At 65.6% G+C, this 22601-nt stretch carries 17 protein-coding genes; 9 read left to right on the forward strand and 8 right to left on the reverse strand.

The features are described from left to right. The first annotated feature begins 144 nt into the window (after positions 1–144). Genes NHH73_03610 through NHH73_03645 form a run of 8 tightly spaced genes read left to right on the forward strand, consistent with a single transcriptional unit; the run spans position 145 to position 10557 of the window. Positions 145–1782: a TldD/PmbA family protein gene (locus NHH73_03610; protein ID USX27397.1), complete on the forward strand. Its 1638-nt coding sequence runs from the start codon at positions 145–147 to the stop codon at positions 1780–1782. 3 nt (positions 1783–1785) lie between these two features. After that, positions 1786–3123, forward strand: a complete 1338-nt coding sequence (locus NHH73_03615; GenBank protein USX27398.1) for a TldD/PmbA family protein — start codon at positions 1786–1788, stop codon at positions 3121–3123. A 16-nt stretch (positions 3124–3139) separates the two neighbouring features. Continuing rightward, positions 3140–3760: a DUF4159 domain-containing protein gene (locus NHH73_03620; GenBank protein ID USX27399.1), complete on the forward strand. Its 621-nt coding sequence runs from the start codon at positions 3140–3142 to the stop codon at positions 3758–3760. 2 nt (positions 3761–3762) lie between these two features. Next, positions 3763–4758, forward strand: coding sequence for a MoxR family ATPase (locus tag NHH73_03625; GenBank protein ID USX27400.1), 996 nt, complete (start codon positions 3763–3765; stop codon positions 4756–4758). Further along, positions 4758–5672, forward strand: a complete 915-nt coding sequence (locus NHH73_03630) for a DUF58 domain-containing protein (protein ID USX27401.1) — start codon at positions 4758–4760, stop codon at positions 5670–5672. The genes NHH73_03625 and NHH73_03630 overlap by 1 nt, the downstream gene beginning before the upstream one ends. A gap of 25 nt (positions 5673–5697) precedes the next feature. Beyond that, on the forward strand, positions 5698–6759 hold the full coding sequence (locus NHH73_03635) for a hypothetical protein (GenBank protein ID USX27402.1): 1062 nt from the start codon (positions 5698–5700) through the stop codon (positions 6757–6759). Beyond that, positions 6743–8854, forward strand: coding sequence for a DUF4175 family protein (locus NHH73_03640; GenBank protein ID USX27403.1), 2112 nt, complete (start codon positions 6743–6745; stop codon positions 8852–8854). Before NHH73_03635 ends, NHH73_03640 begins: the two co-directional genes overlap by 17 nt. Next, positions 8851–10557 carry a hypothetical protein gene (locus NHH73_03645; GenBank protein ID USX27404.1) on the forward strand — a complete coding sequence of 569 codons (1707 nt, stop codon included), beginning with the start codon at positions 8851–8853 and terminating at the stop codon, positions 10555–10557. Before NHH73_03640 ends, NHH73_03645 begins: the two co-directional genes overlap by 4 nt. A 92-nt stretch (positions 10558–10649) precedes the next feature. On the opposite strand, the gene NHH73_03650 is transcribed toward NHH73_03645, so the two are convergent. Beyond that, on the reverse strand, positions 10650–11342 hold the full coding sequence (locus NHH73_03650) for a pyridoxamine 5'-phosphate oxidase family protein (GenBank protein ID USX27405.1): 693 nt from the start codon (positions 11340–11342) through the stop codon (positions 10650–10652). A 92-nt stretch (positions 11343–11434) separates the two neighbouring features. Here NHH73_03650 and NHH73_03655 point away from each other — a divergent pair, with 92 nt between their 5' ends. Continuing rightward, positions 11435–12922, forward strand: coding sequence for a PLP-dependent aminotransferase family protein (locus NHH73_03655; protein ID USX27406.1), 1488 nt, complete (start codon positions 11435–11437; stop codon positions 12920–12922). A 4-nt stretch (positions 12923–12926) separates the two neighbouring features. On the opposite strand, the gene NHH73_03660 is transcribed toward NHH73_03655, so the two are convergent. The 7 genes from NHH73_03660 to NHH73_03690 all read right to left on the reverse strand — a co-directional run bounded on the left by NHH73_03660 (position 12927) and on the right by NHH73_03690 (position 22599). Beyond that, positions 12927–15374, reverse strand: coding sequence for a TonB-dependent receptor (locus NHH73_03660; protein USX27407.1), 2448 nt, complete (start codon positions 15372–15374; stop codon positions 12927–12929). Between the two features lie 298 nt (positions 15375–15672). Further along, the gene (locus NHH73_03665; protein USX27408.1) at positions 15673–16461 is read right to left on the reverse strand and encodes a methyltransferase domain-containing protein; all 789 of its coding nucleotides are present in this window, start codon (positions 16459–16461) and stop codon (positions 15673–15675) included. A 33-nt stretch (positions 16462–16494) separates the two neighbouring features. Next, positions 16495–17838: an ATP-binding protein gene (locus NHH73_03670; protein USX27409.1), complete on the reverse strand. Its 1344-nt coding sequence runs from the start codon at positions 17836–17838 to the stop codon at positions 16495–16497. Between the two features lie 26 nt (positions 17839–17864). Then, a complete protein-coding gene (locus NHH73_03675) occupies positions 17865–19211 on the reverse strand; it encodes a sigma-54 dependent transcriptional regulator (protein ID USX27410.1) in 1347 nt (448 codons plus the stop codon). Positions 19212–19272: 61 nt separating this feature from the next. Next, positions 19273–20511: an FtsX-like permease family protein gene (locus tag NHH73_03680; GenBank protein ID USX27411.1), complete on the reverse strand. Its 1239-nt coding sequence runs from the start codon at positions 20509–20511 to the stop codon at positions 19273–19275. A 20-nt stretch (positions 20512–20531) separates the two neighbouring features. Beyond that, on the reverse strand, positions 20532–21848 hold the full coding sequence (locus tag NHH73_03685) for an ABC transporter permease (GenBank protein USX27412.1): 1317 nt from the start codon (positions 21846–21848) through the stop codon (positions 20532–20534). Between the two features lie 10 nt (positions 21849–21858). Further along, positions 21859–22599 carry an ABC transporter ATP-binding protein gene (locus NHH73_03690; protein USX27413.1) on the reverse strand — a complete coding sequence of 247 codons (741 nt, stop codon included), beginning with the start codon at positions 22597–22599 and terminating at the stop codon, positions 21859–21861. Positions 22600–22601 lie beyond the last annotated feature (2 nt).

Genomic DNA, 22601 nt, shown 5'->3' on the forward strand with positions numbered 1-22601 from the left:
ATTACGGCGTTCCGCCTAATCCGCCCTACGTATCTCTTCGACTGCGGCGCGTGCGTCGCGCGGAACCACGTAGGGCGGATTAGCGCAGCGTAATCCGCCATGCATGCGCCGCCACTTACTCGATCATATTTTTCAGGAGTTCATGTGGAACGTCGTTCATTTCTAAAAGTCGGCGCGGCCGCCGGCGGCAGTTTGCTGATCCCGGTTTTCGGCAACGCCATCGCGGCCGAGGAGCTGCTCAATCCCATGGCCGTGCAATTCAAAAAATCGCTGGCCGACGCCGCGATGAACGCCGCCACCAAGGCCGGCGCCAGTTATTGCGACGTGCGCATCGGCCGCTACCTGAACCAGTTCATCACCACGCGCGACCTGAACGTGGAAAACATCGTCAATACAGAATCCTCCGGCGTCGGTGTGCGCGTGATCGCCGGCGGCGCCTACGGCTTCTGCTCGACCAACGTCATGACGTTGGACTCGGTGGCGGAAGCGGCGCGCCAGGCGGTCGCCATCGCCCGCGCCAACGCCAAGCTGCAAAGCGAGCCGGTTCAACTGGCCCCCGTCAAGGGCGTCGGCGATGTCGCCTGGGCCACGCCGTTCAAGAAGGACTGGCGCACGGTGCCCATCAAGGAAAAGGCCGAGATGCTGATCGCGGCCAACAAGGCCGGCATGGACGCCGGCGCCAACTTCATGCAATCGATGCTGTTCCAGGTGAACCAGCAGAAGTACTTCGCCTCCACCGACGGCTCCTACATCGACCAGGACATGCACCGTCTGTGGTCGCCGCTGACCGCGACCGCCGTCGACAAGGCCACCAACCGCTTCCGCACCCGCGACGGCCTGTCGTCGCCGGTCAGCATGGGTTACGAGTTCTTCGACGCGAAGCCGGAAAACAAATTCAAGGCCGCCGGTGGCGTCACCACCCTGTACAAGGGCGCCTACGATCTGATCGAGGACGCGCGCGCCGCCGGACGCCAGGCGCGCGAGAAGCTGACCGCCAAATCGGTCGAACCGGGCAAGTACGATCTGGTGCTGTCGCCGGAACACCTGTTCCTGACCATCCACGAGTCGGTCGGCCATGCCACCGAACTGGATCGCGTGCTGGGTTACGAGGCCAATTACGCGGGCACCAGCTTCGCCACCCTGGATAAATGGCAAAGCAAAAAATTCAAGTACGGTTCGGAACGCGTCAATTTCGTGGCCGACCGCACCACGTCAGGTTCGCTGGCCTGCGTCGGCTACGACGACGAAGGCGTGCCGGCCAAGCGCTGGGACATCATCAAGGACGGCATCCTGGTCAACTACCAGGCCACGCGCGACCAGGCACACGTCATCGGCGAGAAGGAATCGCAAGGCTGCTCGTACGCGGACAGCTGGAGCAGCGTGCAGTTCCAGCGCATGCCCAATGTCTCCCTGCAGGCCGGTAAAAAGCCGCTGACGCCGGACGACATGATCAAGGACGTCAAGAAGGGCATTTATATCCTCGGCCGGGGATCGTTCTCTATCGACCAGCAGCGCTACAACTTCCAGTTCGGCGGGCAGCTGTATTTCGAGATCAAGAACGGCAAGATCACCAATCCGCTGGAGGATGTGGCCTACCAGTCCAACACCCAGGAGTTCTGGAACGCCTGCTCGGCGCTGTGCGACGAGCGCGATTGGCGCATGGGCGGCTCGTTCTTCGACGGCAAAGGCCAACCCAGCCAGGTCAGCTGCGTTTCGCACGGCTCGCCGACCACGCGCTTCAACGGCATCAATGTGATCAACACCGCCCGCAAGATAGGATAAACCATGAAGATGCTGAACCAGGAAGAAGCAAAGCGTGTTTGCGACAAGGTGATGGCGCTGTCCAAGGCCGACGAGTGCCGCGTGCAAATCAGCGGCAACCGTCGCGGCAATATCCGCTACGCGCGCAACAGCGTGTCGACGGCGGGGCTGGTGGAGAACACGCAGTTGACCGTGAGCGTCGCTTTCGGCAAGCGCCAGGGCACCGCCTCGGTCAACGAGTTCGATGACAAGTCGCTGGAAAAAGCCGTGCGCCGCGCCGAGGAAGTGGCGCGGCTGGCGCCGGAGAATCCGGAGTTCGTGCCGGCGATTAAAACGCAGCTGTACAAAGGGTCCAACACTTACAGCGCCGCCACCGCTGCAATCGATCCGGAGTACCGCGCCGAAGTGGCCGCGCAGAGCATCAACTCGGCGCGCAAGAAGGGGCTGGTGGCAGCGGGCTTCTTCAGCGACAGCACCGGCTTCGAAACCGTGGCCAATTCGAACGGTGTGTTCGGCTACCAGACCCTGACCAATCTTGGCTTCACCGTGACCACCCGCACCGAAGACGGTCGCGGTTCGGGATGGGTGACCCGTTCGGCCAACGACGCCGCCAAATTCGACGCGCGCGAAGCATCCGATGTGGCGATCGAAAAAGCGCTGAAGTCGGTCGACGCCAAGGCCCTCGAGCCGGGCCGCTACACGGTGATCCTGGAGCCGGCGGCGACGTCGGAGATCATCGGCCGCATGTTCGGCGCCTTCGATGCGCGCCAGGCCGACGAGGGCCGCAGCTTCCTGTCGAAAAAGGGCGGCGGCAACCGCCTTGGCGAGAAGCTGTTCGACGAGCAGGTCAACCTGTGGGCCGATCCGTGGAATACCGATGTGCCGGTGCTGGCGTGGGACAACGCTTCGATGCTGGCGCGCGAACGCACGGACGTCATCAAGGGCGGCAAGATCGAATCGCTGGACTACACCCAGTACTGGGCGCAAAAGCAGGACAAGCGCGCCTTCGGCCGTCACGGCAACATGATCATGTCCGGCGGGGGCAAGTCGACCGAGGAGCTGATCGCCTCGACCAAGAAGGGTGTGCTGGTCACACGCACCTGGTACATCCGCATGGTCGATCCGCAATCGCTGCTGCTCACCGGCCTGACGCGGGACGGCACCTTCTACATCGAGAACGGCAAGATCAAGCATCCGATCAAGAACTTCCGCTTCAACGAGAGCCCGGTGACGATGCTGAACAATATCGACGAACTGGGTAAGCCGGTCGTCATCGGCGGCGACGAAGTGCGCTTCCAGATGATGATCCCGCCGATGAAGGTTCGCGATTTCAACTTCACCTCGTTGTCGGACGCGGTGTAAAGGACAAGGACAGCGCGTGGCCAACTACGATTTCTACTTCACCCGCCTGACTTACGAGTCGGGCGACTGGGATGTGGACGTCCGCATGCCGAGCAACGTGCTCAATTCGCTGGTCGAGTATACGACCCTGCGGGTCGATCCCGTCGAGCGCATCGTCGCGCTGTCCGATCCCAAGATGCTGGAGGCGCCGTTCTGCTATTTCGCCGGCCATAAGCTGGTGCAGTTCACGGCGGCCGAACGCAAGAACCTGGAACGCTACATCAAGGGTGGCGGGTTTCTGTTTGTCGACGACTGCAATCACGACATCGACGGCCTGTTCGCCAAGTCCTTCGAGGGCGAGATCGCCAGTATCTTCGGCAAGAGGGCCTTGCAGAAGATCCCGAACAACCATCCGGTGTATTCGAGTTTCTTCAAGTTCGACGGCCCGCCCAACACCAGCGTGGAGCTGAACGGCTGGGGCGACGATCTGGTGCACGACTATCTGAAGGCGGTGGAAGCCGGCGGCCGCGTGCGGCTTTTGTACAGCAACAAGGACTACGGGTGCGAGTGGGATTACGACTTCCGCAACAAGCGTTTTCTCGCCATCGACAACACCCGCTTTGCGGTCAATATCATTCAATACGCGTTGGGAGCTTAAAGATGGGCGCAATCGCCTGGAGTGAAAGTGAGATCGGCGCGTTGAGCGCCAAGGTGGCGGCGCTGAAGGCGAGCATGTCGAAGGTGATCATCGGCCAGGAGAACGTGATCGATTCGCTGATCATTTGCCTGCTGGCCGGCGGCCACGCGCTGGTCGAGGGTGTGCCGGGACTGGGCAAGACGCTGCTGGTCAAGTCGCTGTCGCAGGCGACCGAGATGGAGTTCCACCGCGTGCAGTTCACGCCGGACCTGATGCCGTCCGATATCGTCGGCACCGAGATACTGGAAGAGGATCACGCCACGCGCAAGCGCGAGTTCCGTTTCCAGCAAGGCCCGGTGTTCACGCAGGTGCTGCTGGCCGACGAGATCAACCGCGCGCCGCCGAAGACGCAATCTGCCTTGCTGGAGGCCATGCAGGAGCGCAGCGTGACCTTCGCCGGCCAGACGCACGTGCTGCCAAAGCCCTTCTTCGTGCTCGCGACGCAAAATCCGATCGAGCAAGCCGGCACCTATCCGCTGCCGGAAGCGCAACTGGACCGCTTCCTGCTGCGCATCGACGTGGTCTATCCGACCGAGGCGGAAGAGATCATGATGGTGTCGGCCACCACCAACGCCGGCCTCAAAGACGCCGAGCCGGTGATGGACGTGGCGACCTTGCTGCGCCTCCAGCAGCTGGTGCGCGACATCGAGATCGGCGACCATCTGCTGGCGTATGCGACGCGGCTGGTGCGCGCCACCCGGCCCGCGCTGACCACGGTGCCGGCGGTGAAGAAGCATGTCGGCTGGGGCGCCGGGCCGCGCGCCGGGCAGGCGCTGGTGCTGGCGTCGAAAGCGCGCGCGCTGATGCACAACCGGTTGGCTGTCACGCGCGAGGATATCGGCGAGATGCTGCTGCCGGTGCTGGCCCACCGTGTGATCCGCAACTTCGAGGCGGAAGCCGATGGCGTGGCGATCGCCGACATCCTGCTGGCCCTGCGCGAGCATATTCGTCCGGACTGATGCAAGCGAACCCAAAGCCGGCCGACGCCGCCATGACCACGATGATGGTGCGGACCAAGGATCTTGAACTGGTCATTCGTCACGTGCTGGCGGGTCTCGGTCACGGCCTGCACGCCGGCCGCGAACGCGGCGCCGGTGTCGAGTTTTCCGAGTACCGCGCCTATGCGCCGGGCGACGAGTGGCGCCGGGTCGACTGGAAGCTGCTGGCGCGCGCGGACCGTTACTATGTGCGCGAGGCGGAGCGCGACAGCCATGTCGCCACTTGGCTGTGGCTCGATGCCACCGCCTCGATGGCGGAGCCGAGCCGCGAGATCGACGGCGTCGATAAGCTGTGGTTCGCCCGCACCGTGCTGGCTTGCGTGGCGGCGATCGCACAGCGGCAGGGCGACGCCTTCGGGCTGGTGGTCTGCAGCGGTGGAAAGATCGAGTTCACGCAGGCTACGCGTGGTCCGCGCCAGTTGCAGCGCGTGCTGGCGCAACTGTCGAAGGCTCGTCCCGAGGGCGGCTTGCCCAGCGCCGAGGTGCTGAAGGCGAACCTGCATTTCGCGCGGTCGCCGAGTCTTATTTTCGCCGCCAGCGATTTCCTCGATTGGCCGTCCCCATTGAGCGAGGCGCTGCTGCGGTTGCGCAAACTGCGGCATGACGTGCGTTTGCTCACCCTGCGCACGCGGGCGGAAGTCGATGCCGGTTTCAAGTCCGGCGCCGGCTACCGCGATCCTGAACAGAGCGACGGCCTGCACCGCATGAGCAATCGGGACCGCGATAGCTACAAGCGGCAAAGCCGCGCGCACTTCGACGGCGTGGCGGGCAGCTGCCGGCAAAACAATATCGTCCATTTCGAGGCGTGCATCGAGCAGGAATTGGTCGCGGTGTTGCGTAGCTGGCTGCGGCTGGCGGGAGCGCGCGCGAAATGAAGATTGGAACCTTGGTGGATAGCCGATGCTGAGTTCTTATGCGTTCTGGTGGTTCGCGCTGCCGGTATTGCTGTTGCCGATATGGTGGCATCGCCAGAAGCGGCAGCGTTTAAAGGCCGAACCACTGGCGACCGCGCGCTTTCTGCCTGTCGCCGCGCCGGAGCAGCTACGGGTCTGGCAATGGCGCGACCGCATCCTGCTGCTGGTGCGTTGTCTGTTGTTGCTGGCGCTGATCGCCTGGCTGGCCGCCACCATCATTCCATGGCGTGGCAACACGGTGCTGCTCGACGCTGGCGCGGACAAGGCATGGGCGGAGCGCGCAATCGGCAGCGCCGGTTTCACGGGTGCGCCACGCGTCGATCTGCCGCCGGATGCGTTGCAGTGGCTGCGCCGGCATGAGCGGGACTGGCGACCGGATGCCAAACTGTTGATCGTCGCGCGCGCCGGGCAGATCGCCATGCCTGCGCGGATGCCGCAATTCGGCCATGAGGTGGAAGTGCGCACGATGCCTGCCGCGACCCGAGCCGCCCTGCCGGCGGTTGTGCGTCACCCAGTGGTGTTGTCCGTCGCCTCGGGCGCCGGTGCCGCCTGGCGCTCGCTGTTCGCGGCATTCGATAAGGCGGGAGACGGCAGCAACCGTTATGTCATATCCGCCGCGCCGGATGCCGGCGCCGGGCTTGTTGTCTGGGACCGGCCGGGTGAGGCGCCGCCACCTGCCTGGCGCGCACCACATTGGTGGATTTCCACCGCATCCGCGCAAGCTGCGGCTTTTCCCGAGCTGAAAAATTCGGCAGCGATCACCATCAATAGCCTGACGTTGAAGTATGCGGACAGTCCGCGCGGCCGCCTTTGGACATCGGAAGCTTTTCCGCCGCGCGACGCCGATACCGCGCGCACCCTTTACGAAACCTGGCAGTCGCTGGGTGCCGCTGCTGCGCCGGCGTATCCGATGCCGTCGCAAGCCATGGTGACGACGCGTAGCCCGTCTTCCGCGGTCATCGATGCCAGGCCCGCGACCTGGCTGGCCTACGTTTTACTCGCGTTGTTTTTACTGGAACGGATACTTGCCCATGCACGGCGAAACTGAATTCCTGCGCCGCCGCCTGTGGGCCGCCGTCCTGCGCCGTCGTTTGCCGCAATGGCTGGCCGCGCTGGCGCCACTGGCGCTTGTCGCCATCTTGCTGCCCGCCGCCGGGGCAATCGCGCTGGCGGCCATCGCCATATGGGTGATTTGGCTCGCTGCCGACATCTACCGCTTGCACCGGCGGATCGCGGACCAATGGACCTCGTGGCTGAACGCCGCCATCCCCGCGCTGGAAGACAGCAGCACGCTATTGGCCGCCGAGGCCAAGACACCGATCGCGCGTTTGCAGCAGCAACGCCTGCAATCCCGTTTGGCCCAGGTGCTGACGGGCGACGACTATCGCCGCATTGCCCGCACCCGCGTGCGATTCGGCTTCGTGCCGCTGGTCGCGAGCTTGATCGCCGCCGGCGCGGCATGGGGCTTTCAAGCGAAGCCCGTTAGAGCCGGAATGCCGGCGGCCGCCGCCAGTGCCAACAAGCCCATTGCCGATGGCGAGGTGTATTTGCGTGTTGCGCCGCCGGCCTACACGGGCGTCGCCGGATTCGAAACCGCCGCCCGCGACATCCAGATTCCCCAATATTCCGAGGTGCGCTGGTGCGTGCGAAAACCCGTCGGCGCGCAACCGGTGGTGGAGTTGGGGGATGGGCAAGCGCTGTCGATCACGGCCGATTGCGCGACCAGGCGCATCGAGGACTCGTTATTCTGGCGTACGCGCGGTGCGGCCGGCACCCGCTACAACATTCGCGTCACGCCTGACCAGCCACCGCAAGTGACGATCATCGAACCGACGGAGTTGATACATCTGCTGCCGAAGAATGTGAAAGCCGTGCAGCTATCCGTTCTGGCGACAGACGACTACGCGATATCGCGTGCCAGCTTGCATATGACGCTGGCGCGCGGCAGCGGCGAGAACGTCCGCTTCACGGACCGCGAAGTACCGCTGCCGAAATCGGCCGACCCCAAGTCGCGCGGCTGGAAAAAGCAATGGACGCTGGCGGAACTGGGGATGGAGCCGGGCGACGAGCTGTATTTCTTCGTTCGCGCCACCGATAACGCGCCGGACACGCCACACACCATGCAATCGCCGACCTACACGCTGCGCCTGCCCGGTCCCGACGCAGAGAGCTTGGATTCGACCGCGTTGCCTTCCATGGTCAAGCCGGAGAATCTGCGCAGCCAGCGCCAGATCATCATCGATACCGAACAGCTGGTCGCCGATATGCAGGCCAATCCGAAGATGCCGGCCGCCACGCTGCGCTCCCGCAGCGAAGGCATCGCCGCCGACCAGGCCGCGCTGCGGCTGCGCTACGGTCAATTCCTCGGCGAGGAATCGAGCTTGTTCGGCGACGAGCACGGACATGGCGGCGCAGGGCATAAGGAAGATACGCACGAGGAGGATGATCATAAAGAGGATGAACATAAAGAAGGCGGCCATTCCGCGCCTGAGCACCACGGCGGCTCCGCCGGGATGGGCAGCGAGGTAGCGGCGATGCATCAATTCGGGCACGTCCACGATCAGGAGGACAACGCCACCATCTTCGACCCGCAGACCAAGGCGGTGCTCAAGCGCGCGTTGTCGGCGATGTGGGATGCCGAAAAATCGCTGCGCGCGATCTCGCCCAAGCCCGCGCTTGCGCCCGAGTACAAGGCGCTGGAAGCGATCAAGGAGCTGCAGGCGGCGGAGCGGGTGTATCTGCACCGCACCGCCTTCGTGCCGCCTGCATTGAAGGAAGAGAAGCGCATGAGCGGAGATATCGTCGGCGCGATGAGCTACAAGCGCGCGCAGGGGGCCGCCAGCGACAGCGTGCCAGCCGAGGTGCGGGAACTGGTGCAGGCGTTGTCGGCGGATGGCGCGTTGCCGGCGCTGTGGAGCAAGTCCGCCCGCGACACCATCGCGGCCCGCATTGCCGATCAAGAGCAGAAGCTAAGCGCGCAGCGCGCCGTGCAGGACGTGAGGGACGGCTGCGTGCCGTGCCGCGCCGAACTGCGCGCCTGGCTGCGCGGCACGTTGACCGACGCGCCCGTGCTGCTGCAGGCGCGCCCCACGGTCGATAGCCCGTTCGCGCAGGCGTGGCGTGGCAAGGAGCAGGCGCGATGAGCGGCGCGGTGGTCTCCATCATGAATCTCGCCACGGTCGATGCCGGCACGTTGGCTGTTTCCGGGTTGGCGCTGGCCGCCGGTGTCGTTAGCGCCGTTCTTTTCGCACGCGGACGGCGCTGGATCAATGCGCTGTTGGTGGCGGTTGGTGCGGCGGCGTTGGCGATCGCGCTGGCGGACATTCGCCTGCCGTCCAAAGGACGAGACGCATTGGCGGTGGTCACGGATGCCAGCGGGCGCATCGACGACGCGACGTCGCGCGCCATGCGCGATGCCGCCGTCATCGCCCTGAGCGGCGATGGATTGCGCGAAGCCGAGTGGCGTGATTTGCCCGCGCGGCCGCTCCAGTGGAAACCGGTTCAGGCGGATCTGCTGTCGATCGACTTCCCGCGCGCGATGCCGTTGGGGCGCATTTTCACGCTGACCGTCCGCCGGCCGCATGCGCCGGCCGGGTGGCGCTTGCAGCTGTTGGCTGAGAATAAACAGGTGCTGGCCGATTCCGGCGCCATTGCGGCGGGCACCGCACCCGCCTCGCAGTTGACCGTTCAATGGTTGCCGCCAGTGGCCGAGGCGATGGTGCTGCGTGCGCGCCTGCTGGATGGCAAAGGTAAAACGATTGCCGAGGGACCGGTGCCGCTTCAGGTGACCGAGGCCGTGCCGTTGCAGATTCAGGGGCGTTTCGATGCGGCGTCGTTCGACGCGCGCGCGTTGAACCGGCTGTTGTCCGACAGCGGCGCGATCGTCGATTGGAGCGTCACGCTGGGTAAGGCTATCGCCCGCAGTGAGACTGCGCGGGAGCCGCTCACCGCGCCGAACGCCGTTTTTGTGGATGCCGCGTATGTGGAAAGGCTGGCGCCATCCGCCCGCGCCGCGCTGCTGGCCGCCACGGGGCAGGGCGTACCGCTGGTGGTCCTGGGGGCGAATGCGGCCGATGCCGGATTCTGGCAACGGGAGCTGGGCTTGCGCCTTCAGCCGCAATCGCCGACGACGGAAAAGGAAGACCAGCGCCAGTTCAGTGTCGCGGGTGTTTCGTTGGCCATGCCGCCAGCGACGTTGAATCCTGACGATCGCGGTGGCGGGCAGTGGTCGGTGCTGGCATGGGACAGTGGCAAGCGGCCGTGGCTCTGGCAGCGCGAATTGCGTCAGGGACGGGTGATCTGGGTTGGCGTCTCGGAGTGGCATCGTTACGCGATCAGCGCGCCGCAGGCGTTGACGCTGTGGTGGCAGGACGCCATGGACCGCATGGTGTTGGCGGGTGTGCGAAAGACAGAGTGGCGGTTGTCCGACGCGATGCCGGTGACGGGTTTGCGCAGCGAGGTATGCGTCCAGGGCGCGGATGCGGGGGCTTCGCTGCGGGTCGAGGGTGGGCCCGAGTTGTCGTTGCAGGCGCGTGGCGACAAGGCCGATGGAAGGTGTGCGGCGTGGTGGCCGCAGCGCGCGGGTTGGACGCGTTTCAGCGCCGCCGGCATGCCGGCACCGGGGATGGCGTACGTGTATGCTGCAGACGATTGGCCGCTGTGGCAGCGTTCATTGCGGCGTGAGGCGACCGCGCTGTATGCGGCGCGTGCGCAGGCCGCAGGCGTGACTGAAACGGCGGAGCGCCCGCTGTCGCCCACGCCGTTCGCGCTGCTGTTCGCCTTCTGCATGCTGATGCTGTGGTACCGGGACCCCAAAGCTGACGCGGAACCACGTAGGGCGGATTAGCGTAGCGTAATCCGCCAAGCTCCGTCGGCGGCGCATAGATGGCGGATTACGGCGTTCCGCCTAATCCGCCCTACGTGTCTCCCCGTGAAATTTTAAACTGTCGTACCAGCTTCCCACTTCAGGACATAATCCGGCGCCTCGATAGTGCAGTCGGCATGGCGTTGCGGCGCCATCGGGGTGCGCGCCCACGGCAGCACGCCGGCCCAAACCGGCCATGCCATGTCTTCCTCGTCGTCACTCGGACCGCCGCTACGCACCTTGCACGCCGCCTCGTCCAGCGGGATGCGCATGATCGTCGTGGCAGCGTACTCCTTGTCGTTGCCCGGGCGGACCTGCGCCTGTCGCCCCGGCGCCAGCTTTTCCATGAACGCTTCCAGCGTGCGATGGCGCTCGCCTTCGTCGGTCACCACTTCGAAGCGCCCATAGATCATCGCCGAGCGGTAGTTCATCGTATGGCTGAACGCCGATCGCGCCAGCACCAGGCCGTCCAGATGCGTGATCGTCACGCAGGTCTCGCTTTCCACCAGGCGCTTGAGCATGCGGCTGCCATTGGAGCCGTGGATGTACAAATGCCCGTCCTCGCGCCAGCAGGCGGTGGGAATGCAGTGCGAGCCTTTGGCGTCGCTAAAGGCGATGTGGCACAGGTAGGCGTCGTCGATGATGGCGTGCAGGGTGGCTGCGTCGTACTGCGCCTTCTCGGCGCTACGGCGCACGCGGGTGCGGTCGCTCGGCGCGGTGGCGGCGGCTTGCTGCGCGGGGTTGGCTGCTGCGGTCATGATCTCCATCCAAAATGAGTGAAATATCAATATAATGGTTTGCTGGCCCTGAAAACAGGTCCAGAAATATTAGATTTAATGGAGCCACGAATGGATCAAAAATGGATATGTCCCTGCTGATCACCGGCTACGCGGCGCAGCACAGCCACCGGGGCTGGCCGCGCCAGCGCATGCTGCACGAGTGCCTGCGCGCGGCGATCCGCAACGGCACACTGGCCGCCGGCACGCGCCTTGCCGCTTCCCGCGCGCTGGCCGAGGAACTCGGACTGGCACGCAACACGGTGCTGTACGCGTACGAGCAATTGGCCAGCGAAGGCTTCGTCACCACCGACCGGCGCGGCACCGTGGTGGCGGCGATCGCGGCGGACCGCAAGCCGTCGCCGTCGCCGCAAGCGTTGGCGCAAGCGGGGCTGTCGCAACGCGCGCGGGGACTGCGGCATTTGCCTGGACCGCCCGAGAGGATGGGCGCCTTCGTTCCGGGCGTGCCGGCGCTCGACCATTTTCCGTTGACCTTGTGGCGCCGCATGCTGGAACGCGCATGGCGCTCGCTGACGGTGCCGCAGCTGAACTACGGCGACCCGGCCGGCGAGCCGCTGCTGCGCGAGGCCATCGCCGACCATCTGCGCGCGTCGCGCGGGGTGGTCTGCGATGCCGGCCAGGTGTTCATCACCGATGGCACGCAGAGTAGCCTGGAGCTGTGCATGCGCGCGCTGGCCGACGCGGGCGACACGATCTGGATCGAGAGTCCGGGCTATGGCGGCGCGCTGGCGGCGTCGCGCGGCGCCGGCTTGAATGTGGCGGGGATCGAGGTGGACGACGACGGCATCGCGCCGACGCCGGAGGACTCGTTGCTGCGGCCTCCACGCCTGATCTATACGACGCCGTCGCACCAGTACCCGGTGGGCAGCGTTCTCAGTTTGCGCCGCCGTTTGGCGCTGATCGAGGCGGCGCGCGGCGCCGGGGCGTTGATCATCGAGGACGACTACGATAGCGAGTTCCGGCACGACGGCGCGCCGTTGTCCGCCATGCAGGGCCTGGCGCCGGATGCGCCGGTGGTGTATCTGGGGACGTTCAGCAAGACCATGTTCCCATCGCTGCGGATCGCCTTTGTGGTGGTGCCGCCGGCGCTGGAGGCGGCGTTCGCGCTGATGCGGGCGCAATCGCATGCGAGTGGACGGGTGGCGGAGCAGTTGGCGTTGGCGGAGTTTCTACGCAGCGGGCAGTTCGCGCTGCATGTGCGGCGCATGCGCAGGCTGTATCGTCAGCGGCGCGACGCGCTGGTGGCGTCGCTGGAGCGGCATATGGGGGCCGTGGCGACGGTGCACGGCGGATCGGCAGGCATGCATCTGGCGCTGCGTTTCAGGGACGAATCGATGGACGATGTGGCGGTGAGTGCGCAGGCATTGGAGCACGGGATCGTGGTCAACGCATTGAGCCGGCATGATATGTACGATGCGCAGGGGACGTCGGGATGGCGGGGTTTGATGCTCGGCTACGCGCAGGTGCCGGCCGAGCAGATGGATGACTTGGTGAAGCGGTTGGCGGCGATCGTGCACCTTGCGGCGTTTGCCGCCAACCGTTCACGCTAACAGATTAAAACGCGGTATCCATGCGGATGTACATCGAGCGGCCGTTCACGCCGATCGGGCAGGTTTCCCAGCAGCGGGTGAAGCCCAGTTTCGGGAAGTCGCCGCCGTTGGTCCATTCCGACGGCAGCTCGTTGAACATGTTGTTCACGCCGACGCTGAGGAAGGTGCGCTTGGTGAAGCCATAGCGCACCGATGCGTCGACCAGCCATTTCGCGTCCCACGTGTGCAGGGGGCTGAAGCTTTGCGCCTGCACTTCGCCATAGTAGTTGGCGCGGGTGTTGACGTTCCACGCGCCGGCCGTGTAGTCGGCCGCCACCACGTGGTGCTTGCGCGGCTGGCCGCGTTCGATCAGGGTCACCTGCGCCTGGTCGAACAGCTGTTCGCCGGTCAGCACCGTCGATGTCGAATGGCGCTTGCTCACCTCCGTCTTGTTGAAGCCCAGTTGGCCCGACAGCACCAGCGACGACGCCGCGAAGCGGGTGGTGTGCTCGGCGACGATATCCAGGCCACGGGTGCGGGTGTCGACCGCGTTGGTGAAGAACTGCGCCTGGCCCACGCCCAGCGGACGCAGGATGTTGGTGATCGGGCCGCCGCCGGCCTCCGGCGCGATTTCGCTGGAGAAGACGATGCGGTCCTTGATCTTGATCTGGTACGCATCGACCGTCAGCGACATGTTCTTGGCCGGGCGCAGCACCATGCCGACGCTGCCGCTGGTCGAGGTTTCCTCTTTCAGCGGGGCGATGCCGAAGGCCTGCGTGACCGAGCTGCCTTCGCGCGCGGTCAGCGTTTCGGTCAGCACGCCGTTATTCAGGTTGGTCGACACGGAGCTGTAGAAGCGCTGCTGCACGCTGGGCGCGCGGAAGCCGCTCGAAACGCTGCCGCGGAAGCCGACCGTCTTGGACGGGTCGTAGCGGGCGCTGAGCTTACCGGTGGTGGTGTTGCCGAAGTCCGAGTACTTTTCAAAGCGCACGGCGCCGGCCAGGGTCAGGTTTTCCAGCGGCTTGTGCTCGGCGTCGAGGAACAGCGCGATGTTGTGGCGGCCCGAATCGACGGCGGTGGCCGGCGTGTAGCCGGGGAAGCCTTGGATGCCCGCCGCCGCCGTCGCGCCGCTCGGCGTGGTGATGCCGATGGCCGGGTTGTTGGTGCGGCCGTACTGGTAGGAGACCGGATCGCCGGCGACGATCTGGTAGTTGTCGCGGCGGTATTCGAAGCCGGTGGCGAGGAACACGCTGGCGCCGCCAATTGTGACCGGGCCCTTGATGTCGGCGTTGATCGTGGTCTGGTCGAATTTCAAGGTGCCGGTGTCGGCCTCGCGCGGCGATTCGGCGTAGATGCCGCCGCCCGGTTTCGGCTCGTACCAGTAGCTGGTGTTCAGGCTATCGGATTCGTGGAACGCCAGTTCGCTGGCGCCGTGGTTGATGCTGATGTCGGCCTTCCAGTCGTTGGACAGGTCGCGGCGATAACCGAAGGCGAACGAGGCGTCCTTGATGTCGGTGTGGATCGCCGGCAGGAAGCCGTTCGGATAGACAGCTTGCACGGTGCGGTCGTCGCCGGCCGAGCGGAAGAAGCCGAACGAGTCGCTCTTGCGCTTGGACAGGCCGCCGAAGGCATAGAACTCGCTGCCCTTGTCGATCGGGATGGCGCCGTTCCACCAGAAGTAGGTGTCGCGGGTGTTACTGTCGCCCAGGTGCTGGGTCACGCGCGGCGGGTTCGCGCGCAGCGAGTCGGGGCCGGCGCGGTTGGTTTCGCCGCGCTTGCGCGCCTCGACGGTCAGGTTCAGGAAGCCGCCGTCCTGGCCCAGCGCGAAGCCGGTGTTGGCGCTGCCGGAGTACAGGTCGCCGTCGCCTTCGGAGGTGGTGCCGACGGTGCCGCTCAGCGAGGTCTCGTTGGTCTGCGTCTTGAGCACGATGTTGATCACGCCGGCGATGGCGTCCGAGCCGTATTGGGCGGCGGCGCCGTCGCGCAGCACCTCGATGCGCTGGATCGCCGCCAGCGGAATGGCGTTGATGTCGGTGCCGGCCGAGCCGCGTCCGACGGTTTGCTGGACGTTGACCAGCGCCTGCTGGTGGCGCCGCTTGCCGTTAATGAGCACCAGCACCTGGTCGGGGCCGAGCGAGCGCAGGGTGGCCGGACGGATGCTGTCGGTGCCGTCGCTCACAAAAGTGCTCGAGAAGTTGAACGACGGGTCCAGCGTTTGCAGCAGTTTGCCCAGTTCCAGCGGACCGGCCGTCTGGATGTCCTTCAGGCCGATCAGGCCGACCGGCGACGAGGTGTCGAGCGCCGTCTTGGCGACCGTGCGCGAACCGAGGACGACGACTTGCTGCTCCTTAGCCAGCTGCTCGTCGGCGGCGGCCTGGGTTTGCGCCAGGCCCGGACCGGCCACCAGCAGCAGGATGGCGCTGGCGAGCAGCGTGCGCTTGAACCGGGGTGCTACTGTCAGTGCTCTTGTCATGTATTTCTCTCTTTTTTTTGTGGGGACGCCGCTGGTAGCGGTCGTTGAGAAAATACTATCTTGAGCTGTCGCAGAGCCGCAACGCGGCATGCACCAACTTGTTGCAGAATGTGTACGATTGCTAATATTGCTCGCGTTGTCAAGGGATGTGGCGTAATCTGGCCGACGGCCCGCAACTTACGTGCCGCAAAACAGTGCGAAACTGTGGCGCGCCTGCATCGGTATAAGGCGCTTGCATATCGATAGGCGAAAAATGCGCTAAGCCGGTGCGTCCTTCAACACCGCTTTTATCGGCCCGTTACTGCTGGTCCAGCATCCATCCTTTGAGACCGTTGACCCACGATTTGGCCGGCAGGTTCAGCGTTTTTTTGATGGCGCCGGCGCGCTCGTACAGCACCGCGAAATCGATCACCGGCGATTCCTTGAACGCGATCACCACGATGTTGGCGTCATGGACCTCTGGCAGCCAGACCACGGCGTCGAACACCTGCTCCATCGTCTGCAAATTCTTGTCGTAGTTGGAAAAGTCGCCGAAGACGTTGGTGGTCATGATGCCGCCGTCACGCAGGCAGTCATGGCAGGCCTGGTAGAACTCGGGCGAGTCGAGCACCGGGCCGCGCGCCTCCTCGTCGTACAGGTCCACCTGCAGCACGTCGACCGTGCCATGGTTGGCCGGGTCGAGCACGAAATCCATCGCGTTCATTTCGATCACGTTCAGGCGCTCGTCGTTCGACGGCAGGCCGAATTGCGCGTTGCAGATGGCGATGACGTTGGGATTGAGTTCGACGGCCGTCACGCGCGCCTGCGGCAGGCGGCGGTGGCAGAATTTCGTCAGCGCCGCGCTGCCCAATCCCAGTTGGACGATGTGGCGCGGGTTGTCGTTGAACAGTAGCCACATCATCATCATTTGTACGTATTCGAGCTCGATGTTGTCCGGCTTGGACAGGCGCATCGCGCCCTGCACCCACGAAGTGCCCAGGTGCAGGCTGCGCACGCCTTCGAATTCGGTGATGGTGGCCGGCGGATGGCCGGGCTGGTCGAAGCGGATCGCGCCGGGGGCGGATTTTGGGGCGGACTTGGAAGACATCCCGCCAGTTTAACAGCTCGACCTACCGAGAGGCTAACAGGCCAGCGGCAGGATGATGGTCACCGCCAGCCCGCCGCCGTCGCGGTTGGCCAGCGTGATGCGCCCGCCGTGGGCCTCGGCGATCTCGCGCGCCAGCGCCAGGCCAAGGCCGGTGCCGCTACGCTTGGTGGAGTAGAACGGCACCAGCGCGTTGGTCAGCACGGTGTCGCTCATGCCGGGCCCCCGATCCAGCACGTCGATGCGCACCGCCTCGTGCAGGCGCCGCACCTCCAGGCTGACCTGGCCGGAAGGCGAGCCCGATTCGTGGGCGTTCTTCAAAAGATTGAGCAACGCCTGCTCCAGTTGCGCCGCGTCGAAGGCGCAGGCTTCGGCCAGCGGCTCGCCGGCCAGCGTGAACTCCACCTGCTGCGACAGCCGCGCCAGGAACGCCGGCCAATGCTGCGGTTCGAGCCGGGGCGCCGGCAGTTTGGCAAAGCGCGCGTAGCCGAGGATGAAGCTCTCCAGGTGGCGGGTGCGCTCCTCGATGGTTTCCAGGATTTGCGGCAGACGCTCGGTCTGGCCGCGCCGCACCAGCTCCGCGCCCGAATGGGCCAGCGAGGTCAGAGGCGCAAGCGAATTGTTTAATTCGTGGCTGATCACGCGGATGACCTTTTTCCATGTCTGCACTTCCTGCCGGCGCAGCTCCATCGTCAGTTGGCGCAGCAGCAGCAGTTCGTGGCGCCGTCCATTCAGGTTGAAGCTGCGGCGCGCCAGGTGATACACCTCTTCGCCGTCGATATCGTCCACCTTGCCGCCGTCCTTGGTGGTGAACAGGCCGTCGCCGCCGCGCGCCATCGCCTCCACCAGCGCCGGCGAGGCCTTCGCCAGCACGTCGCCGAGGCGGTGGCCTTCGAGCTTGCGGCCCTCGTTGAGCAGCTGGCGCGCGGCGATGTTGGCATACACCACCGGGCCGGATTCGCTCACCAACAGCATCGCCACCGGCGTGTTCTGCACCATGGTGTCGAGCAGCAGTTCGCGTTGGACCAGGTCGAGCCGCTGTTGGCGCAGCACGTCGCCAAGCGCGTTGTGGGCGGCCACCAGGTCGCTCAGTTCATCGTTCTGCGGCCAGTGCAGGCTGAAGGAAAAGTCGCCGTCGCGGTAGCTGGCGACGGTGCCGGTCAGCGCGCGGAACAGCGAGAGCATGGATTCGAGCTGCGAGCGGATGGTGATGATGGAGATCGGCAGCACGCATAGCAGGCACACCGCCAGCACCACGCCTGGATTGTCGGGGAAGAAGCGGGTCAGGGCCAGCGCGATCAGGATGCCGACGGTGAGCAGGGTGCCGATCAGCGCCGTCCAGCGCGTGAGCAAAGAAAGGCGCAGGCCTTTGTGGGGCATGTTCTTCGAAGGGGGCGTGGGCGCCATCAGGAGCGGGCGATGCCCAGCCGTTCCATGCGGCGGTACAGCGCCTGGCGCGACAGGCCCAGTTCCGCCGCCGCCTGCGCCACCACGCCGCCGGCGCGGCTCAGGGCCAGGCCGATGGCGTCGCGGTCCGGCTCCCGCACGCCTTCCTCCATCGCCGTCGCGGCGGCCGCCGGCAGACCGAGGTCGCCGACCTTGATGGTGTCGCCCTGGGCCAGCAGGCCGGCGCGCGCCATGACGTTTTTCAGTTCGCGCACATTGCCCGGCCACGGGTGGGCCAGCAGCGCCGCCTGCGCGGAGGGATGCAATTGCAGGTTCTGGTGCGCGCCGAGGAAATGGCGCGCCAGCGGCAGGATGTCGGCCGGACGTCCGGACAGCGGCGGCAGCCGCAGCTCGATCACGTTGAGGCGGTAGAACAGGTCCTCGCGGAAGCTGCCGGCCTTGATCATCGCCTGCAGGTCGGCGTTGGTGGCGCTGACCACGCGCACCTTGACCTGGCGTTCGCGGTTGGAGCCGAGGCGCTCGAAGCGGCCCGTCTCCAGCACCCGCAGCAGCTTCATTTGTCCGGCCAGCGGCAGGTTGCCGATTTCGTCGAGGAACAGGGTGCCGCCGTCGGCCGCCTCGAACTTGCCCTCGCGCGCCTTGGAGGCGCCGGTGTAGGCGCCCGCTTCGGCGCCGAACAACTCGGCCTCGATCAATTCGGCCGGCAGCGCGCCGCAGTTGAGCACCACGAACGGGCCGTCGCGCACCGAGGAATTGGCCTGGATGATGTTGGCGATGCATTCCTTGCCGGTGCCGTTCGGGCCGGAGATCAGCACCGGCACGTCCGCGCGCGCGACTTGGCAGGCCAGGTGCACCACGCGCTCGGTGGCCGGGTCCTGCCACACCATGCCGCACAAGTCGTAGCCGCGTTCGAGCTCGCGCCGCTGGCGCAGCTCCGTTTGCAGCCGCTGGTGCAGCGCGCGCTTGGTCACACCGAGTTCGATCAGGTTGTTGACGGTGGCGATCAGGCGGTTGTCGTCCCACGGCTTGGCCAGGTAGTCGGCGGCGCCGGCCTTGACCAGGTCGACCGCCGCGTCCAGATGGGTCCAGGCGGTCAGCAGGATCACCGGCAGGTCGGGGTGGCGCTCGCGGATGGCGCGGAACAGCGCCGTGCCTTCCTCGCCGGAGGTGGTGTCGGCGCTGAAGTTCATGTCCTGGATCACCAGGTCGACCGGCTGGCGCGCCAGCAGCGCCAGGCCGGCTTCGGGCGAGGCGGCGCGCACCGCGTCGATGTCGTGCAGCGAGAACAGCACTTCGAGGGCGATGGCGACGGCGGCGTTGTCGTCGATGATTAGAACGGTAGGCATGGCGTTAGCATAACATTGTCGCGCCGTGCCGGGTGCCGCGATCTCCATCTTCCGGCCGCCGTCACGCGCTGCGGGTCGCCGTCGCCGGCGAGATGGTGGCGGCGCGCCACGCCGGCCCGTACACCGCCGCCACGCCCAGCGCCAGGAACACGCCGGCGCCGGCCAGCAGGTAGCCGGCCGGCAGGCGCGCCATTTCCAGTTTGCTCACCAATAGCTGGTTCAGGCTCAGGGCCAGCAGCACGCCGGCGGCCACGCCGGCGCTGGTGATCATGACGTTCTCCGTGACGAAGTAGCGCAGGATGTCGATACGGCGGGCGCCAAGGGCGCGCCGCACGCCGATCTGCTTGCGCCGCTGCGTCACCCACAGGCTGGCCATGCCGACGATGCCGCTGGCGGTGATCAACAGCAGCAGCACGCTGACGGCCACCAGCATCCACGCCAGCGCGTTATCGGCGCGGTAGCGGGCGGTGCGCATTTCGGTCATGGTTTTGACGCGCACGATGACCGGGGTCGCCGAGGCGGCCCGCACGGCCGCCTCGGCCTCCTTGACGACGCGATCGATCTGTCCCGGTTCGGCGCGCAGCGTGAAGTTGTTGGCATCGCTGCCGCCGGTGCGGCGCAGCGGCAGCAGCGTCGAGAATTCCCCGCCCTCCTTGATCTCCGCGTTCGGCGTTTGCAGCCGCTCGACGACGCCGAGAACTTGCAGCCCGCGCGAGTCGTTGCCAACGCCGTAATAAAGGGTCTTGCCGACAAAGCGGCTCTGGCCCGGCCACAGTTTTTCGGCCAGCGCGCGGGTGACAATGGCGGTTTTGGGGAACTCGTTGCTGATGGTCTCGTCGATCTCCAGCACGTCGCCGGGTACGAAGTCGCGTCCCTCGACCAGTTTCAGTCCCCAGGTCTTGATCAGCGAATCGGGGGTGAAGTAGTTGGTGGTCGACGCCGTGCTCTTGGTCTGTTTGCGGTCTGTCGACAGGCTGCTGTAATTGCCTGAACGGGACAGCGGCACCTGGTTGGCGCCAGCCACCGACATTACGCCGGGGACGGCGCGCAAGGTGGCCGCCTCGGCGCGCTGCACGGCAAGTTGGTCCTCGTGGCCTCCGACTTTCAGGTGGCGGACCTGCAGGGCAAACACGTCCGGTTCGTTGGCGACGCCGCTGGGGCGCGCCGACACGGCTTGGCGCACCTGCACGATGTGCAGCGCGTTGGCCAGGATGGCGAGGCTGAGCGCGACCTGCACGGCCACCAGGATCGGGCCGGTCTTGTTGCGCAACAGCGCGGAGAGGATGGGGCGGATTTCCATGGCTCGATTCTCTTATTCTCTTATTGGGATTTGAGTTGCAGCGCCGGCGTAACCTGGCAGGCGCGCCAGGTCGGCAGCAAGCCGGCCAGCACGGCCGACAGCACCGCCAGCGCGAAGGTTGTCAGCAGCATGACCCAGTCCATGTGGGCGACCAGTGTCAGCGCCTTCGACTGCATGGCGATCAGCGCCAGCGCGCCGAACGCCAGCAGCAGGCCAAGCGCGCCGCCGGCCAGGCCGACCACGGTGGTCTCGATGAGGAATTGGTGGAAGATCTCGCGGCGCGAGGCGCCCAGCGCGCGGCGGATGCCTACTTCGGCGGCGCGCACCGAGAACTTCGCCAGCAGCAGGCCGATGGTATTGACCAGGCAGAGCACCAGGAAGCCGAACGCCAGCCAGGCCGACAGCTTGTTGTCGTTGCCGACCACCTTCAGGTAATCGAGCCATTCGCGCACGTCGTACAGCATATTGGGGGCGTTGCGCTTGAGCCGTCCCAGCTTGCGCTGTTCGATGGCGTAGCTGTCCAGGAAGCTTTGCAGCTCGGCGCGGTCGCCGGCGGTGCGCGTCTCGAACCAGAACTGGATCCACGTGCATTCGGAGCCGAGGAAGGCCTGGAAGCCGGGGCCGAAGTCGGTGCTGCAGCTGGTGTTGCCGTTTTGTTGCATCTCGTGGCGCACCGCCGTGGCGATCGGGATGTACAGCTCCTCCTCCTCGCTGAAAGCGCCGTCGTTGCCGCCGATGACGCGGTGGAAGCGCGGGATGACGTCCCAGGTATTGAGCACGCCGACGATCTGGTATTGGAAACCGGAGATGGTCATGCGCTGGCCGACCGGATCGGCGTCGCCGTACAGTTTTTCGGACAGCTTGCGGCTCAACACGACGACATCGGCGCCGGCCTTGTCGTCTGCCGGGCTCCAGCCCTGGCCGTGCAGGAAGGGCGCCTCGAACATGTTGAAGAAATCGGCGGTGGGGGCGATGCCGCGCGCGGTGAAGACGCCGATGTCCTTGCGCGCCGGCTCGATCGCGGCGGCGATGCCGTAGATCGCCGTGCGGCGCTCACCGGCTTTGCTGCCCAGCAGGTTCATGGCGTCGCGGTAGCTGATTTGCTTGTCGTTGGGCTCATCGCCGGGCGACCAGCCTTCCAGCTGGCCGTTGTCGATCAGCGGCACGAACAGGCGGTCGCTCTTGCTGGGGATAGGATCGCCCGACATCACGTGCAGGATGGTCAGGGTGGCGATGCTGGCGGCCACGCCGACGGCCAAAGTGAGCACCATCAGCGCGGTCAGCGCCGGATTGCGGCGCAGGCTGCGTAGGCCGAGCATGAAGTAGTATTGGAACATGCTGGTCCCCTTAGGCGACATGCGATTTGCCGTCGGCGCTGGCCTTGGCATTGGAGTTGGCATCAAACAAAGACGGCGCCTTGCGCACCAGGTCCGACACCTGGCCGTCGATGATGTGGACATTGCGCTGCGAGCGCACCGCCAGCTCCGGATCGTGGGTGACCATCAGGATGGTGGTGCCCTGGGCGTTGATCTCCTCCAGCAGTTCCATCACGCCGCGCGCCATCTGCGTATCGAGGTTGCCGGTCGGTTCATCGGCCAGCAGCAGCTTGGGCGAGCCGGCCAGCGCGCGCGCGATCGCCACGCGCTGTTGCTGGCCGCCGGACAGTTCGGCCGGATAGTGCTTCATGCGCGAGGCCAGGCCGACCTTGGCCAGCGCGTCCTCGATACGTTCCTTGCGTTCGGCCGCGTTGAAGCCCCGATAGCGCAGCGGCACGTCGACGTTGTCGAACAACGACAGGTCCGGTATCAGGTTGAAGCCCTGGAAGATGAAGCCCAGTTTCTCGTTGCGCAGGCGAGAGCGGGCGTTGTCGTCCATGCCCTTGACGTTGATGCCGTCGAGGATGTACTCGCCGTCGGTGAATTCCTCCAGCAGGCCGGCGATGTTGAGGAAGCTGGTTTTGCCGGAACCGGACGGACCGGTGACGGTGACGAATTCACCCTGCTTGACGTTGATCTCGAAGCCGCGCAGCGCGTGGGTTTCGATCATGTGGGTGCGATAGACTTTGCTCAGGTTTTGCATGCGCAGCATGG

This window comes from Oxalobacteraceae bacterium OTU3CINTB1, from assembly GCA_024123955.1.
Classification (GTDB): domain Bacteria; phylum Pseudomonadota; class Gammaproteobacteria; order Burkholderiales; family Burkholderiaceae_D; genus Rugamonas.